The sequence below is a fragment of the Nonomuraea sp. H19 genome, from assembly GCF_052068215.1.
Lineage (GTDB): Bacteria > Actinomycetota > Actinomycetes > Streptosporangiales > Streptosporangiaceae > Nonomuraea.
Genome location: NZ_JBQHCV010000004.1, coordinates 400310 through 426465, shown reverse-complemented (window position 1 = coordinate 426465; position 26156 = coordinate 400310). Strand labels below are relative to the sequence as shown.

Below are 26156 nucleotides of genomic sequence, written 5' to 3'. Positions count from 1 at the left end.
CTGACGAGCCTAGATGATGGATCGGCTCGACAAGCCTCGACCGACGTTACACCGGGCACGAGTCGCTCCACATAAAGGAAAGGGCCCCGTAAAACCGAATGGCCCGCGCAGGGCGCGGGCCATGGTTGAAGAACGGCCTACTTGGCAGCCGTCGTCTCGCGCTTCTCGCGGATGCGGGCGGCCTTGCCGCGCAGTTCGCGCATGTAGTAGAGCTTCGCGCGGCGCACGTCGCCGCGGGTCACGAGCACGATCTTCTCGATGACCGGGCTGTGCACCGGGAAGGTGCGCTCGACGCCGACGCCGTAGCTGACCTTGCGGACCGTGAAGGTCTCGCGGGCGCCGCTGCCCTGCCTGCGCAGCACGAAGCCCTTGAAGACCTGGATACGGGAGCGGTTGCCTTCGACGACGCGTACGTGAACCTCGAGCGTGTCACCGGGTCGGAAACCCGGCACATCGCTGCGCAGGGTCGCCTTCTCGAGCTCCTGGATCTTCGTGTGCATGAGAGCTGTCCTCAAGTCCTCGTAAGCACGCGGAGGTCCACCCGGCCGTAGCTCGCGGCGGACGCGCCTGCTGATGTGATGAACCCGGGATCGTTTCCCGGGCATGACAGACCAACCGGGTGACGGTTGGCAGCGATTCAGTTTGCCATATCTTCTGGCCCGACGCGAAACGAGAGCTCCTCCAGGAGCTTTCTGTCGTGCTTGTCGAGCGTTTCGGGGTCGAGCGCCGCCGCGAGTTCGGGCCGGTTTCGTATGGTACGGCGCAGCGCCTCGTCCCGCCGCCACCTGGCGACCTTTCCATGATGCCCGGACAGCAGCACGGCCGGCACCTCGTGCCCCCGCCAGACGGGCGGCTTGGTGTAGACCGGCCCCTCGACGAGGTTCTGCATGGACCCGGGCGCGAAGGAGTCGTCCACGGCCGACTGGGCGTTGCCGAGCACGCCGGGCAGCAGCCTGCCGATCGCCTCCACCATGACCAGCACCGCGACCTCGCCGCCGGCCAGCACGTAGTCGCCGATGCTGACCTCGTCCACGCGCAGCCGCGGGGCGTATTCGGCCATGACCCGCGCGTCGATGCCCTCGTAACGCCCGCACGCGAACAGCAGCCACGGCTCTTCCGCCAGCTCCTGCGCGAGCTCCTGGGTGAACGGCCGGCCGCTCGGCGTCGGCACGATCATCCGCGGCCTGCCGTCACCGATCACCGTGTCGATGGCCTCGCCCCACACCTCGGGCTTCATGACCATGCCGGGACCGCCGCCGTACGGGGTGTCGTCCACCGTCTTGTGCACGTCGTGCGTCCAGTCACGGAGCTGGTGCACGCGTACGTCGAGCGTGCCGCGCTCGCGTGCCTTGCCGATCAGCGAGACGTCCAGGGGCGCGAAGTATTCAGGGAAGATCGAGATGATGTCGAGCCGCATCACAGCAGGCCCTCTGGCGGATCGACGACCAGCCGGCCCGCCTCCAGGTCGACCTCCGGCACCAGGGCCTTGACGAACGGGATGAGCGCGTCGTCCTGTCCCTTGCGGCGCACCACGAGGAGGTCCTGACCGTGGTGGAGGACGTCTTCCACCTCACCGACCGGGTCACCGGAGACGGTCTCCACCGCCAGGCCGATGAGCTGGTGGTCGTGGAACTCGTCGGGGTCGTCGGACGGCTCGACCTCGGCCGAGTCGATGACCAGCATGGTGCCCCGCAGTTCTTCGGCCGCGTCGCGACCGGCGACACCCTCGAACGTCATCAGCAGCATGCCTTTGTGCCAGCGGCGGCCGGCGATGACGAGTGGTCCCTTGTCCGCGGGGTCCGTCGTGATCGACGTGCCGACGGCGAAACGCCGCTCGGGTTCGTCGGTGCGCACCTCCACGGTCACGTCACCGCGTACCCCGTGCGGACGGCCTATCCGGCCGACGACCAGCTGCACGTGAATGTGCCCTTTCTAACGCAAGCGCCCCCATCGGTCAGCGAACCGATGAGGGCGCGGAAACCTGACGCTAACGGACTGCTTCGTGCAGGTCGAGCAGATCGACCCGCACGTACTTCCCGTCGGCCAGGGCATTCACGACCGTGCGCAGCGCCTTGGCGGTGCGCCCGCCGCGTCCGATGACCTTGCCCAGGTCCTCGGGGTGCACCCGGACCTCCAGGACGCGCCCGCTGCGAATGCGGCGTGCGCGGACCCGGACATCGTCTGGATGTTCGACGATGCCCTTCACGAGGTGCTCGAGAGCCTCCTCGAGCACGTCAGCCCTCGCCCTCAGTCGGGGTCTCGGCGGGGGCCTCGGCCTCTTCCTTCTTCTTGGCCTTCTTCGGCGTGGTGGCGGCCGTGCCGGTGTCTCCACCGGACAGCGCCTCCTTGGCCGCGGCCTCGTAGATGGCGTGACGGTCAGGCGCGGGCTCGGCGACCTTCAGAGGCGCAGGGGCGGCCTCGCCCTTGAACTTCTGCCAGTCGCCAGTGAGCTTGAGCAGCTTGAGCACCGGCTCGGTCGGCTGCGCGCCGACACCCAGCCAGTAAGCCGCACGCTCGGCGTTGACCTCGATGCGCGAAGGGTCTTCCTTCGGGTGGTACAGGCCGATCTCTTCGATCGCCCGGCCGTCACGCTTGGTGCGGCTGTCGGCGACGACGATACGGTATTGAGCGTTGCGGATCATGCCGAGCCGCTTGAGCTTGATCTTGACTGCCACGGGTGTGGTCTCTCCTGCATTCGAGCGTGGGTGAACGGCGTCTCACCGAGTGGGGCACGGATTGACGACGCTCCAGGGACAGGCGTGGCCGGCGGGAGATGAGAGGGCACCCACCTGGTCACGGTGTTCCAACATGTCATTGTGCCAGATCTACGGCACTGCCTTCGACCACACGCGGAAGGGGCCCCGCAAAGCCTCGGCAAGGATGCGGCCACCGCGCCGCCGCTGATCATCGCCGAATCCTCGCACGAGGCCCGCGGCAGGTGTCGGCGCCGGGGCGCGAGGGCGCTATTTCTGCCCGGGCAGCCGGAACTTCGACGGGTCGAAGCCCGGGGGCAGCTCCACGCCCGGCGGCAGCTTGCCGCCCAGGTTGCCGAGCATCCCGCCCTGCTTCGGCTCCGCCGGAGCCTCGGCCGCGGACGCCTTCTCCAGCGCCGCCTTGCGCGGGTCGCCGCTGACGCGCCGCCCCTTCTTGTTCTTCTTCTGGTTCTTGGCGACCTTGTTGCGGCCGCCCGGCATGCCGGGGATGCCCATGCCGCCCGCCATCCGCTTCATCATCTTCTGTGCATCGAAGAAGCGGGTGACGAGGTTGCTGACGGCACTGACCGTGACACCGGAACCGGCGGCGATGCGGGCGCGGCGAGACCCGTTGATGATCTTCGGATCCTGCCGCTCGGCCGGGGTCATGGAGCGGATGATGGCGGCGATGCGGTCGAGATCGCGGTCGTCGATGGAGTTGAGCTGGTCGCGCATCTGCCCCATGCCGGGCATCATGCCGAGCAGGTTTTTGATCGGCCCCATCTTCTGGACCATCATCATCTGCTCGAGGAAGTCCTCGAGCGTGAAGTTCTCGCCCGACGTGAGCTTGCCGGCCATCTTGGCGGCCTGATCCTCGTCGAACGTCTTCTGCGCCTGCTCGATCAGGGTGAGGATGTCACCCATGTCGAGAATGCGGGAGGCCATCCGGTCGGGGTGGAAGGCGTCGAAGTCTTCCAGCTTCTCGCCGGTGGAGGCGAACATGATCGGCCGGCCGGTGATGTGCCTGACCGACAACGCGGCGCCGCCCCGGGCGTCGCCGTCGAGCTTGGTCAGCACGACGCCGTCGAAGCCGACGCCCTCCATGAACGCCTGCGCCGTGGTGACGGCGTCCTGGCCGATCATGGCATCCACGACGAACAGGACCTCGTCGGGCTGGACCGCGTCGCGGATGTCGGCGGCCTGCTTCATCATGTCCTGGTCGATGCCCAGGCGGCCGGCGGTGTCGATGATGACGATGTCGTGCTGCAGGCGCTTGGCCTCGTCGATCGACCTGCGGGCGACCTCGATCGGGTCGCCGGTGCCGTTGCCGGGCTCGGGCGCGTAGACCGCGACCTGGGCGCGCTCGCCGACGACCTGGAGCTGCTGGACGGCGTTGGGGCGCTGCAGGTCCGCGGCGACCAGCATGGGCACGTGGCCCTGCTCCCGCAGCCACTTGGCCAGCTTGCCCGCCAGCGTCGTCTTGCCCGCGCCCTGCAGACCAGCCAGCATGATGACGGTCGGCGGCGTCTTGGCGAAGCGGATCCTGCGGGTCTCCCCGCCGAGGATCCCGATCAGCTCGTCATTGACGATCTTGACGACTTGCTGCGCCGGGTTGAGCGCCTGGGAGACCTCGGCGCCGCGGGCGCGCTCCTTGACCTGGGCGACGAACGCCTTGACCACCGGGAGCGCGACATCGGCCTCCAGCAGGGCGATGCGGATCTCCCGGGTGGTGGCGTCGATGTCGGCATCGGACAGCCGGCCCTTGGATCGGAGGGAGGAGAAAACCGATGTGAGGCGGTCGGAAAGCGTCTCGAACACGTGGTTGGCCAGTCCTCGAAGCGAATGAACGTCTAAGACTCCAGCCTATCCGCTCTCCTAGCCGCTCCAGCCTGGCACGGCCATCCGAACCGTGAGCGCGTGCTCGACGAGGTTGATCAGGGTGCTCTTGACGGAGTCCTTCGAACGGGCGTCGAGCCGCACCATCGGGATGTGCGGAGCCAGGGTGAGCGCGTCGCGCACCTCGGCGTCGCTGTGGGCGTACTGGCCGTCCCAGCCGTTCACCCCCACGATGAACGGCAGCTGGGCCTCCTCGAAATAGTCGATCGCCGGGAAGCTGTCCGCCAGCCGGCGGGTGTCCACGAGGACGACCGCGCCGATCGCCCCGCGTACCAGGTCGTCCCACATGAACCAGAACCGGTGCTGCCCGGGAGTGCCGAACAGGTAGAGGATCAGGTCGCGATCGAGGGAGACCCGGCCGAAGTCCATGGCCACGGTCGTGGTCGACTTCAGCGGCGTCATGCCCAGGTCGTCGATCCCCTCGGAGGCGTCGGTCATGACGGCCTCCGTGGTCAACGGCATGATCTCCGACACCGCGCCGACGAACGTCGTCTTGCCCACCCCGAAACCTCCAGCCACCACGATCTTCGTCGAGGTGAGGCCGGGGCTAGAGCCTGCGAAGTCCACTGAGAACCCTTTCCAGCAGGTTGACGTCCGGCCTACCCGCCTCGAGCTGCGGCTGATGCACTCGCACGAGGCCTTCGGCCGCCATATCCGCGATCAGCACACGCACCACACCGAGCGGCATCCGCAACAGGGCCGACACCTCCGCCACCGACCTGACCTGCAGGCAGAGCTGGCTGATCGCCTGGTACTCGGGCGTGATGTGGGAGAACTCCCGGTGCTCGGCGGTCGCCGAGGACACCAGGGCCTCCATCGCCAGCTTGACCTTGGGCGCGGTCCGCCCGCCCGTGACGGCGTAGGGCCGTACCGGTGAGGCGGGGTCAGAGCTGGGCGGGGGCGGTGAGGACTCCCAGCCGCCGCTGTTCCACCCACCGCTGTTGTTCCACCCGCCGCTGTTCCATCTGGGGTCTGTCACCTACATCACCTGGTCTGGCTGGCGCGCAGCTCCGCGCGCACAGCCGGGGTCAGCACCTGTCCGGCGCGGTCGACCATCAGCGTCATCTGGTACGCCACCAAACCCATGTCGCAGTCCGGGGCGGCCAGCACAGCCAAGCACGATCCGTCACTGACCGACATGATCAGCATCAGCCCGCGCTGCATCTCCACAATCGTCTGGTTGACCGCACCACCCTCGAACACCCTGGCCGCGCCGTGCGTCAGGCTCACCAGGCCAGACGCGATCGCGGCCAGCTGATCAGCCCGGTCGGCCGGGAAACCCGACGAGGCCGCCAGCGGCAGCCCATCGGACGAGACCACCACCGCGTGCGCGACCCCCGGAACGGTACTGACGAAGTCGGTGATTAACCAGTCCACCCCGCGTGCCGCGTGGCTCAGGTCGTTCACGCGCCTCCCTCCCTGCTGTCATTCCTGGAGCCGGGCTGGTAGGCCCTGCCTTCGCTGATGTCGTCGCGTGCCGCCCGGAAGCCCTGCTGGAAGCTCGAAAGACGGCTGCGTACCCGCTCCGGCGAGACCGCCGGCATGGGCGCGACGCCCTTCGGCGCGGAGGCGGTGTCGGCCGAGCCGGGCACCAGGTTGGCCTTGGGCACCCGCTTGGGCAGCCCGGCCGCCGTCGATCCGTTGCGTACCGGCTCCACTACCGCCTCCGCCGCGCTCCAGCCCGCGTCCGCCTTGGCCGAGCCCCACGTTCCCGAGCTCTCGGTGCCGTGCTCGAACCAGGCCGATTCCACCGAGGCGAAGATCGGCAGGTATTCGTCCCCCGACGAGGCGGCCTTGACCGCCGGCATGGGGCCGGTCGCCGCGGCCTCGGTCTCGGGGAAGTCGTGACGCTGCGATGTGGGAAGTGGCTGCTCCGGGCCGCGTGGCCAAGAGCGGGTCTCCTCGGGCGGGGGGTTGCGCTTGGGCAGCGCGGTCTCGCCCGTGGCGGGTCCGCGCGAGGACACCCACACGTCGGAGGAGGGTGCGGAGTTCTCGGCCATCCAGTTGCCGGCCTCGGCGGGCCACTGCGGCATCGACGGCCAGGAGGGCCCCTGCGAAGGCTCGGACGGATAGGACGGGTGTCCGGGGCCGAGCTGGTAAGACGAGGCCGGCCACGGGCTGGCGGCCGGCGGCGGCGTCCCGAACGTGTCCTGGCGGCCGCCCGCAGGTGCGGCGCCGACGGGCGAGGGGGCGGTGGCCTGGGCGCCGAGCAGCGACTCGGGAAGGAGCACCATGGCGGTCAAGCCACCGGAGCCGTGCGGGCGCAACTGCACCCGGATGCCGTGGCGGTGCGCCAGCCGGGCGACCACGAACAGGCCCATGCGCCGCGAGACCGACACGTCCACGGTCGGCGCGTCGAGGAGGCGGTCGTTGGCCGCGTTGAGCTCGTCCGGGGCCATGCCGATGCCGGAGTCGCTGATCGACAGCATCACGCCGCCGCCGTCGATCCTGCTGCCCGACACGGTGACGCGGGTCTCTCGCGGCGAGAACGACAGCGCGTTCTCCACCAGCTCGGCGATCAGGTGGATGACGTCGTTGACGGCCTGGCCGACCACCGCGACGCCATCGGGGACCTGGAGGACCACCCGCTCGTAGTTCTCCACCTCCGACAGCGAGGCCCGGGCCACGTCCACCAGCTTGACCGGTTGGCTCCAGCGGCGCGGCGGCTCCTGACCGGCCAGGACCAGCAGGTTCTCGCTGTTACGGCGCATGCGCGTGGCCAGGTGGTCCAGCTTGAACAGGTTACCGAGCCGCTGCTCGTCCTGCTCGCCCTGCTCCAGCCCGTCGATCAGGGTGATCTGCCGCTCCACCAGCGTCTGACTGCGCCGCGACAGGTTCACGAACATCGCGTTGACGTTGCTCCGCAGCTTGGACTCCTCGCCGGCGAGGCGGACGGCCTCGCGGTGCACCTCGTCGAAGGCGCGGGCGACTTCACCGATCTCGTCCTTGGAGTTGATCTCGATGGGCGGCACGTGGAGCTGTTCGGGGTCGACGTCGGTGTTACGCAGCTGGCGGACCAGATCGGGCAGGGTCTGGCCGGCGATCTTGAGTGCGTCACCGCGCAGGCGCCGGAGCGGCCGTACGAGCGAGCCCGCCATGATGGCGGTGATCGCGAGGACCAGGACCAGTAGGGCGGCGACGATCGCGATGTTGATCGCGGCAAGCTGCCGGTCGCTGCTGGCGAGGTCGGCGCTTCGGGTGGCCACCTGCTCACCGAGCATCTTCTGCACCTGGTGGAACCGGTCGACGGTCTGGCTGATGGCGTCGAACCAGCGGTCGGCGTCGTCCGTGGTGGAGGTGTCGAGCCTGCGCAGATACGGCCCACGGGCGTTCGACGCGGCGCCGGCGGCGTTGTTGTGCAGCAGCACGGCGCGGTCGATGTAGAGCTCGGCTCGGCCGATGGCCGCGCTGGCGACGGTGTCGTCGAACGCCTGCCGCTGGTCCAGCGTGGCGACGGCCAGGAAGGAGGCCCGCTCGCTGTCGCGCCGGGAGTTGGCGTCGAGGAACGCCTGGAACTCGATCTCGTCGAAGGACCCTCTGACGAGGCCGATCGTCAGGAACGCGCGCTGTTTGGACGCCTCTTCCTCGGCTCGGGCGATGGCGCGCAGGGCGGCGCTGGTGGAGATCAGCGCCGGGTCCGTCGCGCCCTGGGCGACCTCGTCGTAGAGCTGGAGCATCTCGGTGATGGTCTCGGTGTACTTGTCCACCGTCGGCAGGGGCGGCAGCTGTGAGTCGTTCCCGGAGACCGTCTGGCGCAGCGAGCCCAGCTGCTCGAGCCGGACCCTGATGCGGTCGAGTTTCCTGCGGCCGGTCTCGGACAGGGACGGCTCAGCGGTCCGCGCGGTCGCCTGGACACGGCTGACGCTTGCGTCGACGACCTCCTGCTGGGCGACGAGCCGGCTCTTGTCGGCCGCCGCCCGGTTGGAGGCGGCGTAGCGGGCGGCCAGGTCGCGCTCGAGGCCGAGGTCGCGGGAGAGCTCGCCGAACTGGCTGACCAGCTTGCCGACCTCGCCGATGACCTGGTACTGCTCCGCGCTGCCGATCGAGGTGGTGACGCGCAGGCCGCCGAAGACCACGGCCACGATCGTGGGAATGGCGATGAGGGCGATGAGGCGGGTGCGTACACGCCAGTTGCGCAGCGCGAACGGGCTGCCCGCCTTGGGCAGCTTCACCTCCGGCGCCTCGCCGCCCACTGGCTCTTCGGGCACGTCCGGAGCCCTACCACGACCGGGGCCGGTCGTTGTTGTCCTCACTGGTGGCAACCTCTCGCCATGGCCTGCTTCAGGGGGGTCTCAGCAGCTTCGTCCTAGGGACGACTGATCGCAGGCAAGTTCGAGGCCCAATTTGAGCACAAACCTCATGCTTCAGCCAACGTCTCGAGCGTTTTCAACCGTTCCAACACACACGTTCTTCACATGGCAAGCCCTTGACCACAGACCGTGACGACAGTCCCAATTCGAACATATGACCCAAAAACAGCCTTTATACGCATATTTACATCTATAGCCGCTTTACTGTTATATGTGTTAGATAAACCTCCTATACACGGCACAGTGCTGCCGCCCGGAGCTCCCCTTCCGGTACGCTTCACGCCCGGTAACCAGTGCCGATCTCCAGACGCTTCCCTGGTAGGAGAACCCCCCATGACACGCAAACTGCGCTGCAGCGCCGTCGCACTCGGCGTCGCAGTCGCTCTAGTGCTTACCGGCTGCAGCGGCTCCGGCAGCTCCGCGAGCCCCTCGGCCGGCCCGAACGGCTTGGAGAAAACCACGATCAAGGTCGGGGCGATCCCGATCCCTGACTCGGTATCGCTCTATGTCGCCATGAGCAAGGGCTACTTCAAGCAGGAGGGCCTGACGGTCGAGCCGGTGACCATCACCGGCGGCGCGGCCGCGATGCCGCAGCTCCTGAGCGGCGCCCTCGACGCCACGCTTCAGAACTACGTGTCGGGGTTGGTGGCCGTCAGTCAGGGCAAGAAGATCAAGCTGATCGCGGACGCCTCTCAGGGCGCCCCGAACACGTTCAACATCATGGTCCCGAAGGACTCCGCCATCAAGACGGTGGCGGACCTGAAGGGCAAGACCGTCGCGGTCAACACCCTGAACAACATCGCCACGCTCGCCGTGGAGACGCAGCTCAAGGTGGCTGGGCTCACCAAGGCGGACGTCAATTACAAGGAAATCCCGTTCCCCGAAATGGGCAACGCACTCAAGACGGGCCTGGCCGACGCGGGCTGGATGGTCGAGCCCTTCATCACGAGCACCCAGACCACGGACGGCTTCCGCAAGCTGGCCGACACGATGACCGGACAGACCGAGAACTTCCCCATCTCCGGCTGGTCGGTCACCGAGGAATGGGCGCAGAAGTACCCGAAGACGGTGGCCGCGTTCCAGCGGGCGATCGCCAAAGCGCTGAAGGACCTCTCGACCGACCGCAAGGAGCTCGAGAAGGCCCTGCCGCTGTACACGAAGATCGACGCGAAGACCGCGTCCGTGATCACACCGCTCGCGTACCCGACTGAGCTGACCGCGAACCGCCTGCAGAAGGTGGCCGACCTCCTGCTCGAATACGAGTACATCAAGAGCCAGATCGACGTGAAGTCCGTCATCGTGGCTCCCCCGGCCGGATGACCGGAGCTCGAGTGCTCCGCGGCGCCGCCGGCGCCGCGGGGTTCCTTGCCGTCGGGGAGCTGTTCGTCCGCTTCGTCATGAGCGACGACTTGGACTTGCCGGCCCCCTCGACCATCCTGTACGAAGCCGCGCTCCTCCTGGCCGACCCCGACTTCCTGACGGGACTCGGCACGACCCTGACGAACTGGGCGTTCGGCCTGCTGATCGCGATCGGGATCGCCGTCCCCCTGGGCGTGCTGCTCGGCGCGCTGCCGCCGGTGGAGCGGGCCATCAGGCCCATGCTGGAGTTCATGCGCCCGATTCCCTCCGTCGCGATCATCCCGCTCGCCATCCTGCTGATTCCGGCGGACGGGCTGATGAAGATCTCGGTCATCGTGTACGCCTGCATGTGGCCGATCCTGATCAACACCCTCTACGGCATGCAGGACGTGGACCCGCTGGCCAAGGAGTCCCTGCGGAGCTTCGGCTTCGGCCCGCTGGCCGTGCTGGCCCGGGTGAGCCTGCCCAGCGCCGCCCCGTTCGTCATGACCGGGGTCAGGATCGCCGCCGGCATCGCACTGATCCTGGCGGTCAGCGCCGAGCTGCTGGCCGGCGGTGTCGCCGGGATCGGCGTGTTCGTGGTCCAGGCGAGCAGCGGCAACCGGATGGACCTCATGATGGCGGCGACGTTCTGGGCCGGGATGTTCGGCGTGATCGCGAACCTGGCGCTGCTGGCCGGAGAGCGCCGCCTGTTCCACTGGCACCGCATGCGGACGGGAGCGCAGGAGTCGTGAAAACCCTCGTCAAGGCCGGCGCCAAACTCTGGGTCATCCCCGTGGTGCTCGTCGCCTGGGAGCTCATCGCGCGCGGGCTGGAGGACACCGACTTCCCGCCGCCCACGATGATCGTCACCCGCATGTACGAGCTGTGGTTCTCCGGGCCCATCTCGCGGATCTTCCTCACCGACGACGCGGTGGACAACCTGCTGCCGAGCCTCGGCCGCATGTTCAGCGGCTGGGTCCTGGCCGCCGTGCTCGGCGTCACGCTCGGTATGGCGCTCGGGCGTTCGCGGACGGCGACCGACTACGTGGACCCGCTGATCGAGTTCGGCCGGGCCATCCCGCCGCCGCTGCTGCTGCCGGTGTTCCTCGTGCTGTTCAAGGCCGGGCTGACCATGCAGCTGGCCACGATCGTGTTCGGCGTCATCTGGCCCGTGCTGCTCAACTCCATCGACGGGGTCAGGGCCGTGGACCGCACGTACACCGAGACGGCCAGGGTCTTCAACCTGTCGAAGGCGCAGTACCTGCGCGTGGTGCTCCTTCCGGCGGCCTCGCCGAAGATCTTCGCCGGGCTGCGGCTGAGCCTGTCGCTCGCGCTGATCCTCATGGTCATCGCGGAGCTGTTCGGCAGCACCGACGGCATCGGCTACCAGTTGCTGGTGGCGCAGCGCAGTTTCGACGGCGCCGGGGTGTGGGCGACGATCGCCCTGCTCGGCGTGCTCGGTTATCTCGTGAACGTCCTGTTCGTCCTGGCCGAGCGGCGTCTGCTCGTCTGGCACCGGCAGGCCACTCGTAACGCGTGATCACGCTGGAAGGACCTATGTCGCATTCCGACGACCTCCTTTGGGGAGCCGTAGGCGACCTCTCCCGTTTCGCGGCTCTGCTGACCATGGCGGAGCTGGGCCTGGCCGATCATCTGGCGCATGGTCCGCTCGACACGGGCGAGCTGGCCAGGCGCTGCCACGCGCACGCGCCCTCGCTGCGCAGGGTCCTGCGCCAGCTGGCCAGCATGGACGTGGTGTGCCCGGCAGGGCCGGACACCTACGAGCTCACCGCGAAAGGCGCCGCGGTGCGCTCGGACGTCCCGGACTCCGTCCGATCCTCGATCCGCATGCTGGGCGAGGAGGGCTTCTGGTACGCCATGGGCATGCTCCCCGCCACGGTCAGGGACGGCAGTTCGGCTTTCGTGAAGCGCTACGGCCACCTCTACGACCACCTGGCGAAGAATCCCACGTCGAGCAGCATTTTCGACGACTACATGACGCGCCGGGCCCGCCCTTTGACCGAGGGCCTGGCCAAGCGGTACGACTTCCCCGCCACGGCGACCATGGTGGACGTGGCGGGCGGCAAGGGTCACATCCTGGCCACGGTCCTGCACGCCAACCCGCAGATGCGCGGCATCCTCTTCGACTTGGAGCATGTGACCGGTCACGCCGCGGCGACGCTGGCCGCGGCGGGCCTGTCCGACCGGGCCGAGGTCGTCTCCGGCGACTTCTTCGCCTCGGTCCCGGCCGGCGGTGACGTCTACCTGCTGGCCAGCGTCCTGCACAACTGGGACGACGAGGACGCCGTGAAGATCTTGCGTAACGTCCGCCAGGCCATGAACCCCGACGGCCGCGTCCTGGTGCTGGAAGTGGTGCTGCCCGATGACGAGGCACCGCATCTGGGCAAGGACATCGACCTGCGGATGCTGGCCATCTTCAACGGCGGCACCGAGCGCAGCCGCGCCGAGTACGCCGCCGTGCTGGGCCAGGCCGAACTGAAGCTCAGCGACATCATCGAACTGGGCTCCGGCGCGAGCCTCATCGAGGCCGTTCCCCGCTGACCCCGGCCCCCGGTCCTCAGACTGATGACAGGCCCCGGAGAGCTGCTCGGCCCCGTCGCCGAGAGCGCCGGGGCCTCCGTCGCAGACTTCAGAACACCCAGGTCAAAGGAGACACGCAATGCGCTTAGGTGAATTAGGGCGCACCGCCCTCGCCGGCCTGGTAGCAATCCTCGTCATCACGGGATGTTCCGGTTCGGCCGGCAAGGTGGAAGGCCCCAGCACCGCCACCGCCACCGGTATGAAGACCGACCTGGTGGTCGGCCAGTACCCCGGCGCGGACTCCGCGCCGCTGTTCATCGCCATCGATCGCGGCTTCTTCAAGGAAATGGGCCTCAGCGTCAAGACCGAGGCCATCCAGGCTCCCCAAGCGGTCCTGGGCAAGCTCTCCAACGGCACCATGGACATCGTCCTCGGCAGCTACGCGACCATCCTGACGATCCAGGAGGCGGGCACCGAGAAGTTCAAGTACATCGCCGACTCCTACCAGGGTGCCGCCGGTGCGTTCGGCATCATGGTGCGCAAGGACTCCCCCATCAAGCAGGTCTCGGACCTGAAGGGCAAGAAGATCGGCGTCAACGCCCTGGCCGGTCTGGGCGTGCTCACGATGAACCCGCACCTGGAGGCCGCCGGTCTCGACCCCGAGCAGGACGTCCAGTACGTCGAGGTCCCGACCACCAACTGGCTCTCCGCGCTGGACAAGGGCGACGTGGACGCGGTCTGGATGACCGACCCCTACGTCAGCATGGCGAAGAAGGAACTCGGCGCCACCATGCTGCTGGACACGATGTCCGCCCCGACCGACGGCCTGCCGATCAGCGGCTGGGCCGCCACGGAGAAGTGGGTGGCCAACAACCCCAAGACGCTGGAGGCCTTCCAGAAGGCCATGGGCATGGCCCAGAACGTCGCGGCCACCGATCGCAGCGCGGTGACGAAGATCCTGCCGACCTACACCAAGCTCCCGGCTGACACCGCCACCACGATCAGCCTGGGCGACTACCCCACCTCGCTGAGCGCCGAGCGCATCCAGCGGGTGGCGGACCTGATGCTCGACGCCGGCATGCTCAAGCAGAAGATCGACGCGAACTCCATGATCTATTCTTCCCCTCAGGGATGATGGTCACGCTAGATCCCGCGCGGCGCGCCGCACCCGCTCACGTACGTCGACAAACGCCTCGCGCGGATCACCGCTCCGGCCGATATCGTCGAGCGGGGCCGGGTGGTCCGGCCGCCACCTGATCACCGGACCGAGAAGGGCAGTGGCATGAAGCTGGCCAGGATCGTCGTCACGGGCATGGCAGTCGCGCTGGCGCTGAGCGCGTGCGGAGGAGGGGGCGGGGCCGGCAGCGGCGGCACCGCGTCCGCGGGCGGGCTGGAGAAGACACAGCTGCTGATCGGCGTGGTGCCGGTGCCGTCGTCGGCCCCGCTGTTCATCGCGGAGAAGCGGGGTTTCTTCCAGGCGGAGGGTCTGACGGTCAAGACCGAGATCATCCAGGCTCCGCAGGCGGTCATGCCGAAGATCCTCAACGGCAGCATGGACGCCTTCCTGACGAGCTACGTGTCGCTGATGGCGATCAACGACACGGGCGCGGCCAAGCTGAAGCTCTTCCAGCACAGCCAGGAGGCCGCGCCCGGCGTCGCCGGCGTCGTGGTGGCCAAGGACTCCCCCATCAAGACGGCCGCCGACCTCAAGGGCAAGACGATCGCGGTCAACGTGCTCAAGGCGCTCGGGCAGACGCTCACCAACGCCCATCTGCAGCAGGCCGCGCTCAAGCCGGAGGACGTCAAATACGTCCAGGTCCCGTTCGCCGACCAGCTCAGCGCGCTGTCCTCCGGCAGCGTGGACGCGGCCTGGCTGGTGGAGCCGTTCCTGACCGCGGCGAAGAAGAGCGGCGCCACTCAGATCATCGACACCACGGACGGCGTGACGGCCGGCGTGCCGATCGACGGCTGGGGCGTCAGTGAGGAGTGGCTGGCCAAGAACCCGAAGACGGCCGCCGCCCTGCACCGCGCCCTCGCCAAGGCGCAGGAGATCGCGAGCTCCGACCGCAAGGCGATCGACGAGGTCGTGCCGACGTACACGCAGATCCCGGCGGAGGCGGCCGCGGCCATGACACTCGGCAAGTTCTCCCTGCAGGCCGACAAGGCCGGCGTCCAGAAGCTGGCCGACCTGCTGCACGGCTATGGCTACCTCAAGGCGAAGGTGGACGTGGCGCAGCTGTTCGCGCCGCCGGCCGGATGATCGGCGGGCGCCTCGAGCGGGGCGTTCTGGGGGTCGCCGGAGTCGCCGGGTTCATCGCCGTCGCCGAGCTGGCGGGGCGGGCGGGGCTGGTTCCCGACGTGTTGCCGTACATGTCGGATGTGCTGGTGGCGGCGGCGCGGCTGCCGCTGGAGGCGCAGTTCAGGGCCGACGTGCTGGCCACGCTGACGGCCTGCCTGAGCGGGCTGGCCATCGCGATCGCGGTGGCCGTGCCCGCCGGGCTGCTGCTCGGCACGGTGCCGTTCGTGGAGCGGTCGGCGCGGCCGCTGGTGGAGTTCCTGCGGCCGATCCCCTCGGTGGCGCTGATCCCGCTGGCCATGTTCCTGTTCCCGGCCGGCCAGGACGCCAAGACCGCGCTGGTCGTCTACACCTGCTCCTGGCCGCTGCTGATCAACACGATGTACGGCCTGAGCGACGTCGACCCGCTGGCCAGGGACACGCTGCGGAGCTTCGGCTTCGGCCCGCTGGCGGTGGTGCTGCGGGTGAGCCTGCCGAGCGCGGCGCCGTTCATCGCCACCGGCGTGCGGATCGCCGTGTCCGTGACCCTGATCGTGGCGGTGAGCGTGGAGCTGCTGGCGCCCGGCGGGGGCGGGATCGGCGCGTTCCTGTCGCTGGCGGGCAGCGCGAACCGGGTCGATCGCATGCTGGCGGCGGCCCTGTGGGCCGGCCTCATCGGGCTGGCCGCCAACCTGCTGTTCACGGCCGGCGAGCGGCGCGCGTTCCGCTGGCGCCACACGCGAACGGGGGATGCTTCATGATCAGGCGGCTGGCGTGGTACTGGCTGCTGCCCGTGGCGGCGCTCGCCTGGGAGCTGGCGACGCGTTCGGCGCAGGCCGCCTACTTCCCGCCACCGTCGCGGATCGCGGTCAGGCTGCACGAGATGTGGTTCTCGGGGCCGCTCACGCAGGCGTTCCTGACCGACGAGGCCGTCGCCGACCTGCTGCCGAGCCTGGGCAGGCTGTTCGCGGGCTGGGCGATGGCGTGCGCGGCCGGGGTGGTGATCGGCGTGGCGCTCGGCCGCTCCCATCGGCTGTCGGCGCTGGTGGAGCCGCTGCTGCACTTCGGCAGGTCGGTGCCGCCCGCCACGCTGCTGCCGCTGTTCCTGGTGCTGTTCCAGATCGGCACGCCGATGGAGCTGGCCTCCATCGTCTACGGCGTCATCTGGCCGGTGCTGATCAACTCCATGGACGGCGCCCGCCACATCGACCGCCAGTACATCGAGACCAGCGCCGTCTACCGCCTCGATCCCTGGCAGCGGCTCACCCGGGTCATCCTGCCCGCCGCGTCTCCGAAGATCTTCGCCGGGCTGCGGCTGAGCGTGTCACTGGCGCTCATCATGATGATCATCTCGGAGCTGGTGGGCAGCAGCGAGGGCATCGGGCACCGGATGCTGGAGGCGCAGAGCCAGTTCGACATTCCCGCCATGTGGGCCGGGATCGTGCTGCTCGGGCTGCTCGGCATCGCGCTCAACGCGGCGTTCCTGGGCGCCGAGCGTACGGTGCTGGCCTGGCATCGGGGCGCCCGCACGACCGGCTAACCGTACAGCCGCTCGATCGTCTCGGCCTGCCGGGCCAGGAACCACGCCCGGTCACGGCCAGGGGTCTCGCCGGGGCGCTCGCCGTCGTGCCTGGCGTACTCCTCGGCCCACAGCCCGGTCTTGACCCGGCTCGGCAGGTTGCCCATGCCGGGCCGGCGCCGCGCGCGGCGCAGCGTCGCCAGGTCGAGCTCCGCGGCGGCCACCAGCGACTCGCCCGCGCCTGCCTGCGCGAGCACCCGCCCCTGGTGGTCGATCAGTTCGGAGCCGCCGTTGGTGGAGTCGACGGGGATGGCGATGCCGGTGAGGCCGCCGCTGTTGGCCGACACCACATACGCCAGGTTCTCGACGGCTCTGGCCCGGCGGGCGATGGCCTTCGGCGTCAGCATCGGGGACGACGCCTCGGAGGTCGGATGGCAGAAGATCTCGGCGCCGCGCAGTGCCAGTGCACGGGCGAGTTCGGGCATCAGGATCTCCTCCGACGCGACCACCGCCAGGTTGCCGATCTCGGTCCGGGCCACCGGCAGCACGCCGTCGATGCCGTAGATGTCCAGGTAGCGCTCCCACACGTCGTACGGGGTCGGCGTGAACATCGAGTGCAGCCTGCGATACCGCAGCACCGCCTCTCCACCTGGGGAGAGGATCACCGATGCCTGGAAGTACAGCTCGGGGAAGTGCTCGTCGCGCTCGTAGGCGTTCACACACAGGAACACCCCGTGCCGCGCGGCGAGGTCGGCCAGCGCCCGGTATTCGGGGCCTTCCGGATCGAGCGCGGCCTTGGCCCGCCACTCGGCGAAGCTCTCCCGCATCGGGAACCCGGTCAGCACGTATTCCGGCAGCACCACCAGGCGCAGGTCGGACCCGAGCCACGCCTTGGAGGCGCCGACCTGCGCGCCGATCCGCTCGATCGCGGCCCCGATCTCGGCCCGCGGCTCGGCGGCCGCGGTGACGGCCCTGGTCTCGACCTGCAGCGCCAGCGCGATGAACGCGGTCATTCAGCCGGCCCGCCGTTCGTCGATCAGGGTGCGCCGCACGCACACGCCGTCCTCGATCCACTGCCAGACCCGGCTGCGCGCCTTGCCGTCCGTGCTGAGCACGATCAGCTCGTAGAGCCGCAGGGGCTGTCCCTTGTACTCCCACGTCAGGTAGATCGTGGTGTCGTCCAGCTCCCGGAACTCGCCCTTGAGCCGCTCGGTGTCGAAGCCGCACCGCCCGCCGCCGAGGTAGGTGCCGGGGAACTCGTGCGTCTCGGTCCGCCCGTCGTCCCAGGTGTAGCGGTTGACCTGGTGGTAGGCGGCGTCGTCGACGATGCGGCAGGTCATCAGGACGCGATGCCGGTCGAGCAGGTTGCCCTCACGGTCGAGGTGGCGGTATTCGCCCTCCCACTCGCCCTCGTGCCGGGCCAGCAACGGCATGTCCGCGCGCAGTCCCATGCGGCTACTCCTTTGTCGCGTGCCACCAGGGGTCGGCGGCGCCGGATCGGTTGACCAGAAACGCCCTGCGGCGCAGGAACCGGGTGATCGAGGCGGCGCCCATGCGGGAGCCGCCGAGCCCGGACAGGCCGAAGGAATGCTTCTCCCCCTCGTGGACGAGCGCGGTCAGCGAGGCGTCGCCGACGCTGACCGCGCCGGCCCGCAGCCGCGCCGCCACGGCCATGGCCTGCTCCTCGGTGGCGGCGAAGACGGCCGCCGACAGCCCGTACGCCGAGTCGTTGGCCAGCGCGACCGCCTCGTCAGGCCCGGCCACGGCCATGACCGGCAGCACCGGGCCGAACGTCTCCTCCGTCATCACCAGCATCGTGTGATCGACGCCGGACAGCACGGTGGGGCGGCACCAGTGGCCGCCGCCGTGCCGCTCGATCACGCCGCCCGTGTGCACGACCGCGCCCTTGGCCACGGCGTCGGCGAGGTGCGCGGCGAGCACGTCCGGCTGGTCGGGCGCGATGATCGGCCCGATCGGCCCGCCCTCGCAGGTCAACCCGACCTGTGCGGCCTTGCCCGCGAGCAGCGCCAGAAACTCGTCGTGCACCTCGCGAGCCACGTAGACGCGCTCGATGGACTGGCAGGACTGCCCGGCGTTGGCGGTGCCGCCCCACAGGATCGCCGCGGCCGCCCGGTCCAGGTCCGCCCCGGCCAGCACGATCGCCGGGTCCTTGCCGCCGAGCTCCAGGTGCGCGGGCACGAACGCGCGGGCGGCCGCCTGCGCCACCAGCCGCCCGGTCGGCACGCTGCCGGTGAACACCACGGCGTCCACCAGATCCACCAGCGCCGCCCCTGTCGCGCCGTCGCCCTCGACGACCTGGAGCGGCAGCCCGTCGGGGACCAGCCGCATCAGCGGCTCGATGAACCTGGGCGTCACCTCGCTCGGCTTGACCAGCACCGCGCACCCGGCGGCCAGCGCCGGGACGGCGTCGATGAGGCCGAGCAGCAGCGGGAAGTTCCACGGGCTGATCACCCCCACCAGCTCGTACGGCACCGCGTCGCCGGCCACGAAGACGCCGGGCAGCGAGGCGGGGAACTCGGCGGGCGGGGCGAGCAGCGCGGGCGCCTGGCGTACCCATCGGTCGATGAGAGCGGCGGTGATCTGCCGCTCCAGCACCGACTCCGCCACCCTGCCGGTGTCGGCCACCAGCGCGGCGAGCAGGTCGTCGTCATCTGCGAGGGCGGCGCCGAACCGCGACAGGAGCGGGCCGCGCTCGGCGCTCGCCCAGGCGGGAGCCCGCGCGCGCAGCCCGGCGGCGACGGCGGCCAGCCGGTCCGGCGGGATGGCGGCGAAGGGACGCTCGACCTGCCCGGTGAGCGGGTCGCGCACGTTCATCGGCCGCGGCACTCCTGTGATGTCGGGAACCCCGCAGCCATTCTGATCATGAGGGTGCCGGCCCTGTCAACGCGTGTTCGACGGCTAATTGCCCCAGCCGGGCACGGCCATCCTGACGGTGAGCGCGTGCTCGACGAGGTTGATCAGGGTGCTCTTGACGGAGTCCTTCTTGCGGGCGTCGAGCCGTACGAGCGGGATGTGCGGGGCGAGGGTCAGCGCGTCGCGCACCTCGGCGTCGCTGTGCGGATATTGGCCGTCCCAGCCGTTGACGCCCACGATGAACGGTAACTGCGCCTCCTCGAAATAGTCGATCGCCGGGAAGCTGTCGGCAAGACGACGCGTGTCGACCAGCACGACCGCGCCGATCGCCCCGCGTACCAGGTCGTCCCACATGAACCAGAACCGGTGCTGCCCGGGAGTGCCGAACAGGTAGAGGATCAGGTCGCGATCGAGGGAGACCCGGCCGAAGTCCATGGCCACGGTCGTGGTCGACTTCAGCGGCGTCATGCCCAGGTCGTCGATCCCCTCGGAGGCGTCGGTCATGACGGCCTCCGTGGTCAACGGCATGATCTCCGACACCGCGCCGACGAACGTCGTCTTGCCCACCCCGAAACCTCCAGCCACCACGATCTTCGTCGAGGTGAGGCCGGGGCTAGAGCCTGCGAAGTCCACTGAGAACCCTTTCGAGCAGATTAACGTCCGGCCTGCCGGCGTCCAGCTGTGGCTGGTGCACGCGGACCAGGCCTTCGGCCGCCATGTCAGCGATCAGCACGCGTACCACGCCGAGGGGGATCCGCAGCAGGGCCGACACCTCCGCGACGGACCTGACCTGCCGGCATAGTTCGCTGATCGCCTGGTACTCCGGCGTGATATGCGAGAACTCCCGCTGCTCGGCCGTCGCCGAGGACACCAGGGCCTCCATCGCCAGCTTGACCCGCGGCGCCGTCCGTCCACCTGTCACCGCGTACGGGCGGACGGGCGAAGCGGGGTCAGGATTCAGCTGCGACTGGGACTGGGGCTGTGGCGGAGGCGCCCAACCGCCGCTGTTCCATCGAGGGTCTGTCACCTACATCACCTGGTCTGGCTGGCGCGCAACTCCGCGCGCACAGCCGGGGTCAGCACCTGTCCGGCGCGATCCACCATCAGCGTCATCTGGTACGCCACCAAACCCATGTCGCAGTCCGGGGCGGCCAGCACAGCCAAGCACGATCCGTCACTGACCGACATGATCAGCATCAGCCCGCGCTGCATCTCCACAATCGTCTGGTTGACCGCACCACCCTCGAACACCCTGGCCGCGCCGTGCGTCAGGCTCACCAGGCCAGACGCGATCGCGGCCAGCTGATCAGCCCGGTCGGCCGGGAAACCCGACGAGGCCGCCAGCGGCAGCCCATCGGACGAGACCACCACCGCGTGCGCGACGCCAGGAACCGTGCTGACGAAATCGGTGATCAGCCAGTCGACTCCGCGTGCCGCGTGGCTGAGGTCGCTCATGCGCCCTCCTCCCTTTCGTTGTGCTTCGGACTCGAGGGACTCCCCGGCAACGCCCTGCCCTCGCTGATGTCGTCGCGTGCCGCCCGGAAGCCCTGCTGGAAGCTTGAAAGGCGGCTGCGTATCCGGTCCGGCGACACCGCCGGCATCGGTGTCACGCCCTTCGGGGCCGCCGAGGTGTCCGCCGAGCCGGGCACCAGGTTGGCCTTGGGCACCCGCTTGGGCAGCCCGGCCGCCGTCGATCCGTTGCGTACCGGCTCCACTACCGCCTCCGCCGCGCTCCAGCCCGCGTCCGCCTTGGTCGATCCCCAGCTCTGGTTGCGGCCGAACCAGGCGGACTCCACTGCGGCGAAGATCGGCAGGTAGTCGTCCCCGGCGGACGCGGGCGGCGCCGCCGGGAGGGATCCCGTGGCCGAGGACTCGGACTCGTGGAAGTCGAATCCGGGCCGCTGCGGCGGCACGGTGTCGTGGCTCCAGCCGCCCGGAGGCGGCTCGGGGAGCGGCCGTTTGGGCAGGCGGTCGCCGTTCCAGGAGGGGCCGCGGGGCGGCGACCAGACGTCGGCGCCGTCGAAGCCGCGCGGCTCGGCGGACCAGGCGCCCGGGTCGGGCTGCCATTGGGGCGACGCCGGCCAGCCGCCGCCGGTTTCCGGGTTGGACGGGAAGGACGGGTGACCGGGGCCGGGCCGGTAGGCAGGCTGCGGCCAGTCCGTGGCGGGAGGAGCCGGGTGCGGTCCCGAGTACGGCTCGTCACCGCCCCCCACCCCCGCGAGGGCGGGAGGCTGATCACCGGAGAAGGCGGAGACCTGGTTGCCCGAGAAGGCGGGAGGCTGGCTGCCCGCGAAGGGCTTGTTGCCCGAGAAGGACGGCGGCTGGTTCCCCGAGAAGGGCTGGTTGCCGGAGAAGGACGGCGTGCCGGAGAGGGTCGGGGCCTGGGAGCCGAGCATGTTCTCCGGGATCAGCACCATCGCGGTCAGGCCGCCCGAGCTGTGCGGGCGCAGTTGGACGCGGATTCCGTGGCGGTGCGCCAGCCGGGCGACCACGAACAGGCCCATGCGCCGCGAGACCGACACGTCCACGGTCGGCGAGTCGGTCAGCCGCTCGTTGGCCTGGGCCAGCTCCTCCTGCGTCATGCCGATGCCGGAGTCGGTGATCGACAGCATCACGCCGCCGCCGTCGATCCTGCTACCGGACACGGTGACGCGGGTCTCGCGCGGCGAGAACGACAGCGCGTTCTCCACCAGCTCGGCGATCAGGTGGATGACGTCGTTGACGGCCTGCCCGGCCACGGACACCCCATCGGGGACCTGGAGGACCACCCGCTCGTAGTTCTCCACCTCCGACAGCGAGGCCCGGGCCACGTCCACCAGCTTGACCGGTTGGCTCCAGCGGCGCGGCGGCTCCTGACCGGCCAGGACCAGCAGGTTCTCGCTGTTACGGCGCATGCGCGTGGCCAGGTGGTCCAGCTTGAACAGGTTACCGAGCCGCTGCTCGTCCTGCTCGCCCTGCTCCAGCCCGTCGATCAGGGTGATCTGCCGCTCCACCAGCGTCTGACTGCGCCGCGACAGGTTCACGAACATCGCGTTGACGTTGCTCCGCAGCCGCGCCTCCTCGCCCGCCAGCCGTACCGCCTCGCGGTGCACCTCGTCGAACGCCCGCGCCACCTCGCCGATCTCGTCGTGCGTGTCCACGCCGATCGGGACGACGGGGCCGACCGTGCCGTCGCCGCTCTCGCGCAACTGCTGCACGGTCTCGGGCAGGCGGGCGCCGGCGATGTCCAGCGCCTCGTGCCGCAGCTTGCGCAGCGGCCTGATCAGCGAGCGGGCGATGAGCGAGATGATCGCCAGCACCACGAGGAGCAGCAGCAGGATGAGAACGCCGGAGATCAGCGCCGCGCGGTTGGCGCCCTCCTCCAGGGCGCGGGCCCGCAGGATCACGGAGGAGGCCAGGTCCTTCTCCACGCTGCGCAGCGCGTCGATCTTCCCGGTGCTGACGTCGAACCACGTGGCCACGTCCTTGTCGGCCGGGACGCCGATGCTCAGCTCCTTGCCTTCGGCGGACTGCGCCATGGCCCGCAGCCGGAACAGGTCCGTCTGATCCACGTCCCTGCCGACGACCGTGTTGCGGTAGAGCTCGAGCTGGTCGAGGTTGGCCAGCGTGGCGAACAGCGTCTCCTCGCTCTCCTCACGCGACTTGGCGTCGGTGAGCGCGTCGAGCTCTCCGCTGTCGAAGCCCTTCTTGTCCAGTGCGCTGGCCAGGATGCCGCGCTGTTTGGACGCCTGCTCCTTGGCCCGTGCGATGGCGGCCATCGAGCTGGCGCTGTGGGAGACCTCGTCGTCGACCGCGACCTGGCCGACCTGGTCGTGGAACTGCAGGATGGCGGCGATGATCTCCGAGTACTTCCGGATCATCGGCAGCGGCTGGATCTTGCCGTTGACGGCCGTGTCGCGCAGCGTCGGGATCTCGTCCAGACGCCGCAACACCGGGCGCACGGCCTCGGGGTGGGTGTCCATGATCGCCTGGGTCCGCTGCTTGGCCTTGTCGATGAGGCCGTTCACGGCGCTGTAGGTGGTGCGGAGCTGGGCCTCGCGGTTCTGAGGGCGGCCCTGGGCGATGTAGAGGGCGGTTTCGTCGCGTTCGAAGGACAGCTCGTGCGTGACGGCCCCGAGCTGCTCGCTGAGCTCGGCGACCTCTCGAAGGGTCTGGTACGTGCTGGCGTCGCTGAGCGAGGTGATCACGTTCAGCCCGCCCAGACCCACGGCCACGGCCGTGGGAACGACGATCAGCGCGACGAGGCGCGACCGTACGTGCCAGTTGCCCAGCCCGAACCTCTTTGAGGAAGGTTTGGACAGCCGTGGCTTCTGATGCCCATGCGGCTCGCGGTCAGCGGAAGCTTCAGCGCTCTGCGTTCTCACTTGCCTTCGCAACCTCTCGCCCCGGAGGGGAATTCTCGGGTGACCATGCAGGTAAAAGCACGTGGGGCAATATGTACGTCGAGATAAGCGCCATTTGAGCACAAGCGTTAGCCAGGGCCAACCACCACTAGTGCCCCAATGAGGTGTTTATCCCAGATTGTCCGAAAAATACGACAGAATCGTTAGAGCGCCTTCCACCTGCGGAAACAGGCAATAGCCGACCGCTCCACGAACCGGCTCCGGATTCGCGGAAGAGATCGAATAGTGCGCCCCATCAGTAACGGAAGTCTCGCTGCCACCCCCTTCCCCAAACAGGACAAACACTGAGATACTTACGGGTCGTCAAATTTTCACGATATAGCTAGAAACAGACATTGCAACCACAAGTGTCATCTTCGAGATAATGACCGCCAATTTGGTGCTACGGTCAATCCCTGTTGTGCGTCAGGCACACAGCCCCCCGGGAGCGGAAGCCGCTCCGGTCCCCCCCTGGCTCCATCTGAAGGGAGTCCCTGACATGAGGCTTGGCCGTTCCGCCAGGGCCGCCATCATCGGGTTCGCTTTGATCCTCGGCGCCGTCGCGTGCAGCACGAGCGGCTCCACCACCGCGAGTGCGCCGCCGTCCGCCGCCGGCGGCCTTGAGAAGACGAAACTCAAGATCGCCACGCTGCCGGCCATCGACAGTGCCGCCCTCTACGTCGCCATCGACCAGAAGCTCTTCGAGAAGGAGGGCCTGGAAGTCACCCCGCAGATCGTCCAGGCCGCGCCGGAAGCCATCCCCATGCTGCTGAACGGCGAGATCGACGCCATGTTCGGCAACTACGTGTCCATGTTCCAGGCCCACGACAAGGGATCGCTGAAGCTGCGGATCCTGGCCGAGGGCTCGCGCGCCGCCCCTGACTCGCTGAGCATCATGGCGCTGCCGGACTCGCCCATCAAGACGGCCAAGGACCTCGAAGGCAAGACGATCAACGTGAACGTCCTGCACAACTTCCAGGAACTGGCGCTCGCCCAGGTGCTCAAGGCCAACAACGTCGATCCGGCCTCGATCAAATACGTCCAGGTGACGTTCCAGAACATCATGCCCTCGTGGCGGGGCGGCCAGATCGACGCCGCCTACCTGGGCGAGCCCATGGTCACCGCGGCCACCTCGACGATGGGCGCCCGCAAGATCCTCGACCCGGCGTCCGGTCCCGCCGCCGAGTTCCCGATCTCCGGGTACGTCAGCACGCAGGACTGGTACGACAAGAACCCCAAGGTCGCGGCGGCGTTCCAGCGGGCCATCCACAACGCGGCGAAGCTGATGGAGAACAACCGCGAGGTGGTGGCCAAGGTGCTGCCGACCTTCACCCAGATCGAGGCGGCGACCGCGGCGACCGTCACCTTCCCGTACTTCTCCAGCAACGACAACCCGGTTCGCCTGCAGCGCGTGGCCGACTGGATGCTGGAGGCCAAGTGGCTCACCAAGGCGATCAAGGTCGAGTCGCTGATGTCGCCCACCACCTCAGGGTGAGCGCCCAGACTCTGACCCGCGCCCGCCCGGCCGGGCTCGCCACGCGGTGGTCGCGCCGGGCGGCCGGAGCCCTCGGCTTCGCCGCGCTGATCGAGCTGCTCAGCCGGACGGGCGCGGTCGACCCAGAGTTCCTGCCGCCCGCGACGGAGATCGCCGGGCGGGCGGTCACGCTCGCGTTCGACCCCGCCTTCCAGGGGCACGCCCTGACGAGCCTGCTCGCCTGGGCGATGGGGCTCGGCCTGGCGGCGCTGATCGCGGTGCCGCTGGGCCTGCTGCTCGGCAGCGTCCCGATCATCGACGCGGCGACCCGCTCGATCGTGGAGTTCCTGCGGTCGATCCCCTCGGTGGCGCTCATCCCGCTGGTGGCCCTCGTGATCGGCACGGGGCTGCAGCTCCGCGTCACGCTCGTGCTCTACGCCTCGCTGTGGCCGATTCTCTACAACACCATGTACGGCCTGCGCGGCGTCGACCCCCTGGCCAAGGAATCGCTCAGGTCGTACGGCTTCGGGCCGCTGTCGGTGCTGCTGCGGGTGTCGCTGCCGTCGTCGGCGCCCTTCATCACGACCGGCTTCCGGCTGGCCGCCGGAGTGGCGCTCATCCTGACCGTCAGCACCGAGATCGTGGCCGGGCGGGGCGAGGGCGTCGGCGTGTTCATCTTCTTCGCCGGGATCGCCGTGCCCGCCCGGATGGCCGACATCCTGGCCGGGGTCTGCTGGGTGGGGCTGTTCGGGGTGGCGGTGAACGCGCTGCTGGTCGCGACCGAACGCCGCGCCTTCCGCTGGCACCACGCGCGCTTGGGAGAGCCCTGATGAAGAAGGAAGCCCGGACCG

27 protein-coding genes are annotated in these 26156 nt (G+C 69.1%); 10 read left to right on the top strand and 17 right to left on the bottom strand.

From position 1 onward, the window contains the following. Window positions 1–137 precede the first annotated feature (137 nt). The 10 genes from rplS to ACTMTI_RS11305 form a co-directional block, all read right to left on the bottom strand. Window positions 138–500: a 50S ribosomal protein L19 gene (gene rplS / locus ACTMTI_RS11350; RefSeq protein ID WP_441120207.1), complete on the bottom strand. Its 363-nt coding sequence runs from the start codon at window positions 498–500 to the stop codon at window positions 138–140. A 137-nt stretch (window positions 501–637) separates the two neighbouring features. Next, on the bottom strand, window positions 638–1417 hold the full coding sequence (gene trmD / locus ACTMTI_RS11345) for a tRNA (guanosine(37)-N1)-methyltransferase TrmD (protein WP_441120206.1): 780 nt from the start codon (window positions 1415–1417) through the stop codon (window positions 638–640). Continuing rightward, window positions 1417–1917, bottom strand: a complete 501-nt coding sequence (gene rimM / locus ACTMTI_RS11340) for a ribosome maturation factor RimM (RefSeq protein WP_441120205.1) — start codon at window positions 1915–1917, stop codon at window positions 1417–1419. Before rimM ends, trmD begins: the two co-directional genes overlap by 1 nt. A gap of 70 nt (window positions 1918–1987) precedes the next feature. Beyond that, complete coding sequence (locus ACTMTI_RS11335; RefSeq protein WP_043634919.1) at window positions 1988–2233, bottom strand: RNA-binding protein; 246 nt, start codon at window positions 2231–2233, stop codon at window positions 1988–1990. 1 nt (window position 2234) lies between these two features. After that, window positions 2235–2675, bottom strand: coding sequence for a 30S ribosomal protein S16 (gene rpsP, locus ACTMTI_RS11330; RefSeq protein ID WP_441120204.1), 441 nt, complete (start codon window positions 2673–2675; stop codon window positions 2235–2237). Between the two features lie 288 nt (window positions 2676–2963). Next, the gene (gene ffh / locus ACTMTI_RS11325) at window positions 2964–4511 is read right to left on the bottom strand and encodes a signal recognition particle protein (RefSeq protein WP_441120203.1); all 1548 of its coding nucleotides are present in this window, start codon (window positions 4509–4511) and stop codon (window positions 2964–2966) included. Between the two features lie 57 nt (window positions 4512–4568). Then, a complete protein-coding gene (locus ACTMTI_RS11320) occupies window positions 4569–5156 on the bottom strand; it encodes a GTP-binding protein (protein ID WP_441120202.1) in 588 nt (195 codons plus the stop codon). After that, window positions 5137–5568 carry a DUF742 domain-containing protein gene (locus ACTMTI_RS11315; RefSeq protein ID WP_441120201.1) on the bottom strand — a complete coding sequence of 144 codons (432 nt, stop codon included), beginning with the start codon at window positions 5566–5568 and terminating at the stop codon, window positions 5137–5139. Before ACTMTI_RS11315 ends, ACTMTI_RS11320 begins: the two co-directional genes overlap by 20 nt. A gap of 5 nt (window positions 5569–5573) precedes the next feature. Beyond that, window positions 5574–5996 (bottom strand): roadblock/LC7 domain-containing protein, encoded by a 423-nt coding sequence (locus ACTMTI_RS11310; protein ID WP_441120200.1) that lies wholly within the window; start codon window positions 5994–5996, stop codon window positions 5574–5576. Further along, window positions 5993–8797, bottom strand: a complete 2805-nt coding sequence (locus ACTMTI_RS11305; protein WP_441120198.1) for a nitrate- and nitrite sensing domain-containing protein — start codon at window positions 8795–8797, stop codon at window positions 5993–5995. Before ACTMTI_RS11305 ends, ACTMTI_RS11310 begins: the two co-directional genes overlap by 4 nt. Window positions 8798–9232: 435 nt before the next feature. Here ACTMTI_RS11305 and ACTMTI_RS11300 point away from each other — a divergent pair, with 435 nt between their 5' ends. From ACTMTI_RS11300 to ACTMTI_RS11265, 8 genes are all read left to right on the top strand, one after another. After that, a complete protein-coding gene (locus tag ACTMTI_RS11300) occupies window positions 9233–10219 on the top strand; it encodes an ABC transporter substrate-binding protein (RefSeq protein WP_441120196.1) in 987 nt (328 codons plus the stop codon). After that, window positions 10216–10992 (top strand): ABC transporter permease, encoded by a 777-nt coding sequence (locus ACTMTI_RS11295; RefSeq protein ID WP_441120194.1) that lies wholly within the window; start codon window positions 10216–10218, stop codon window positions 10990–10992. The genes ACTMTI_RS11300 and ACTMTI_RS11295 overlap by 4 nt, the downstream gene beginning before the upstream one ends. Further along, the gene (locus ACTMTI_RS11290) at window positions 10989–11780 is read left to right on the top strand and encodes an ABC transporter permease (RefSeq protein ID WP_441120192.1); all 792 of its coding nucleotides are present in this window, start codon (window positions 10989–10991) and stop codon (window positions 11778–11780) included. Before ACTMTI_RS11295 ends, ACTMTI_RS11290 begins: the two co-directional genes overlap by 4 nt. Before the next feature lie 17 nt (window positions 11781–11797). Continuing rightward, window positions 11798–12802 (top strand): methyltransferase, encoded by a 1005-nt coding sequence (locus ACTMTI_RS11285; RefSeq protein ID WP_441120190.1) that lies wholly within the window; start codon window positions 11798–11800, stop codon window positions 12800–12802. A 118-nt stretch (window positions 12803–12920) separates the two neighbouring features. Continuing rightward, window positions 12921–13916, top strand: a complete 996-nt coding sequence (locus ACTMTI_RS11280; RefSeq protein ID WP_441120188.1) for an ABC transporter substrate-binding protein — start codon at window positions 12921–12923, stop codon at window positions 13914–13916. Between the two features lie 147 nt (window positions 13917–14063). Then, entirely contained in the window at window positions 14064–15041 is a 978-nt protein-coding gene (locus ACTMTI_RS11275) for an ABC transporter substrate-binding protein (protein WP_441120186.1), read from the top strand. Further along, the gene (locus ACTMTI_RS11270) at window positions 15038–15817 is read left to right on the top strand and encodes an ABC transporter permease (RefSeq protein WP_441120184.1); all 780 of its coding nucleotides are present in this window, start codon (window positions 15038–15040) and stop codon (window positions 15815–15817) included. Before ACTMTI_RS11275 ends, ACTMTI_RS11270 begins: the two co-directional genes overlap by 4 nt. Continuing rightward, complete coding sequence (locus ACTMTI_RS11265) at window positions 15814–16596, top strand: ABC transporter permease (RefSeq protein ID WP_441120182.1); 783 nt, start codon at window positions 15814–15816, stop codon at window positions 16594–16596. Before ACTMTI_RS11270 ends, ACTMTI_RS11265 begins: the two co-directional genes overlap by 4 nt. Here ACTMTI_RS11265 and ACTMTI_RS11260 read toward each other — a convergent pair. From ACTMTI_RS11260 to ACTMTI_RS11230, 7 genes are all read right to left on the bottom strand, one after another. Next, entirely contained in the window at window positions 16593–17588 is a 996-nt protein-coding gene (locus ACTMTI_RS11260; protein WP_441120180.1) for a nitrilase-related carbon-nitrogen hydrolase, read from the bottom strand. The two genes, ACTMTI_RS11265 and ACTMTI_RS11260, sit on opposite strands and share 4 nt — an antisense overlap. After that, on the bottom strand, window positions 17589–18026 hold the full coding sequence (locus tag ACTMTI_RS11255; RefSeq protein WP_441120178.1) for a DUF3598 family protein: 438 nt from the start codon (window positions 18024–18026) through the stop codon (window positions 17589–17591). Between the two features lie 4 nt (window positions 18027–18030). Beyond that, window positions 18031–19410: an aldehyde dehydrogenase family protein gene (locus ACTMTI_RS11250; RefSeq protein ID WP_441120176.1), complete on the bottom strand. Its 1380-nt coding sequence runs from the start codon at window positions 19408–19410 to the stop codon at window positions 18031–18033. An 84-nt stretch (window positions 19411–19494) separates the two neighbouring features. Beyond that, complete coding sequence (locus tag ACTMTI_RS11245; RefSeq protein ID WP_441120174.1) at window positions 19495–20082, bottom strand: GTP-binding protein; 588 nt, start codon at window positions 20080–20082, stop codon at window positions 19495–19497. After that, window positions 20063–20410, bottom strand: a complete 348-nt coding sequence (locus ACTMTI_RS11240; protein WP_441120285.1) for a DUF742 domain-containing protein — start codon at window positions 20408–20410, stop codon at window positions 20063–20065. The genes ACTMTI_RS11245 and ACTMTI_RS11240 overlap by 20 nt, the downstream gene beginning before the upstream one ends. A gap of 71 nt (window positions 20411–20481) precedes the next feature. Continuing rightward, window positions 20482–20904, bottom strand: a complete 423-nt coding sequence (locus ACTMTI_RS11235; protein WP_441120172.1) for a roadblock/LC7 domain-containing protein — start codon at window positions 20902–20904, stop codon at window positions 20482–20484. Continuing rightward, complete coding sequence (locus ACTMTI_RS11230) at window positions 20901–23813, bottom strand: nitrate- and nitrite sensing domain-containing protein (RefSeq protein ID WP_441120170.1); 2913 nt, start codon at window positions 23811–23813, stop codon at window positions 20901–20903. Before ACTMTI_RS11230 ends, ACTMTI_RS11235 begins: the two co-directional genes overlap by 4 nt. Window positions 23814–24330: 517 nt before the next feature. On the opposite strand from ACTMTI_RS11230, the gene ACTMTI_RS11225 reads away from it, so the two are divergent. Beyond that, window positions 24331–25326 carry an ABC transporter substrate-binding protein gene (locus ACTMTI_RS11225; RefSeq protein WP_441120168.1) on the top strand — a complete coding sequence of 332 codons (996 nt, stop codon included), beginning with the start codon at window positions 24331–24333 and terminating at the stop codon, window positions 25324–25326. Further along, entirely contained in the window at window positions 25323–26135 is an 813-nt protein-coding gene (locus tag ACTMTI_RS11220; RefSeq protein ID WP_441120166.1) for an ABC transporter permease, read from the top strand. Before ACTMTI_RS11225 ends, ACTMTI_RS11220 begins: the two co-directional genes overlap by 4 nt. Window positions 26136–26156 lie beyond the last annotated feature (21 nt).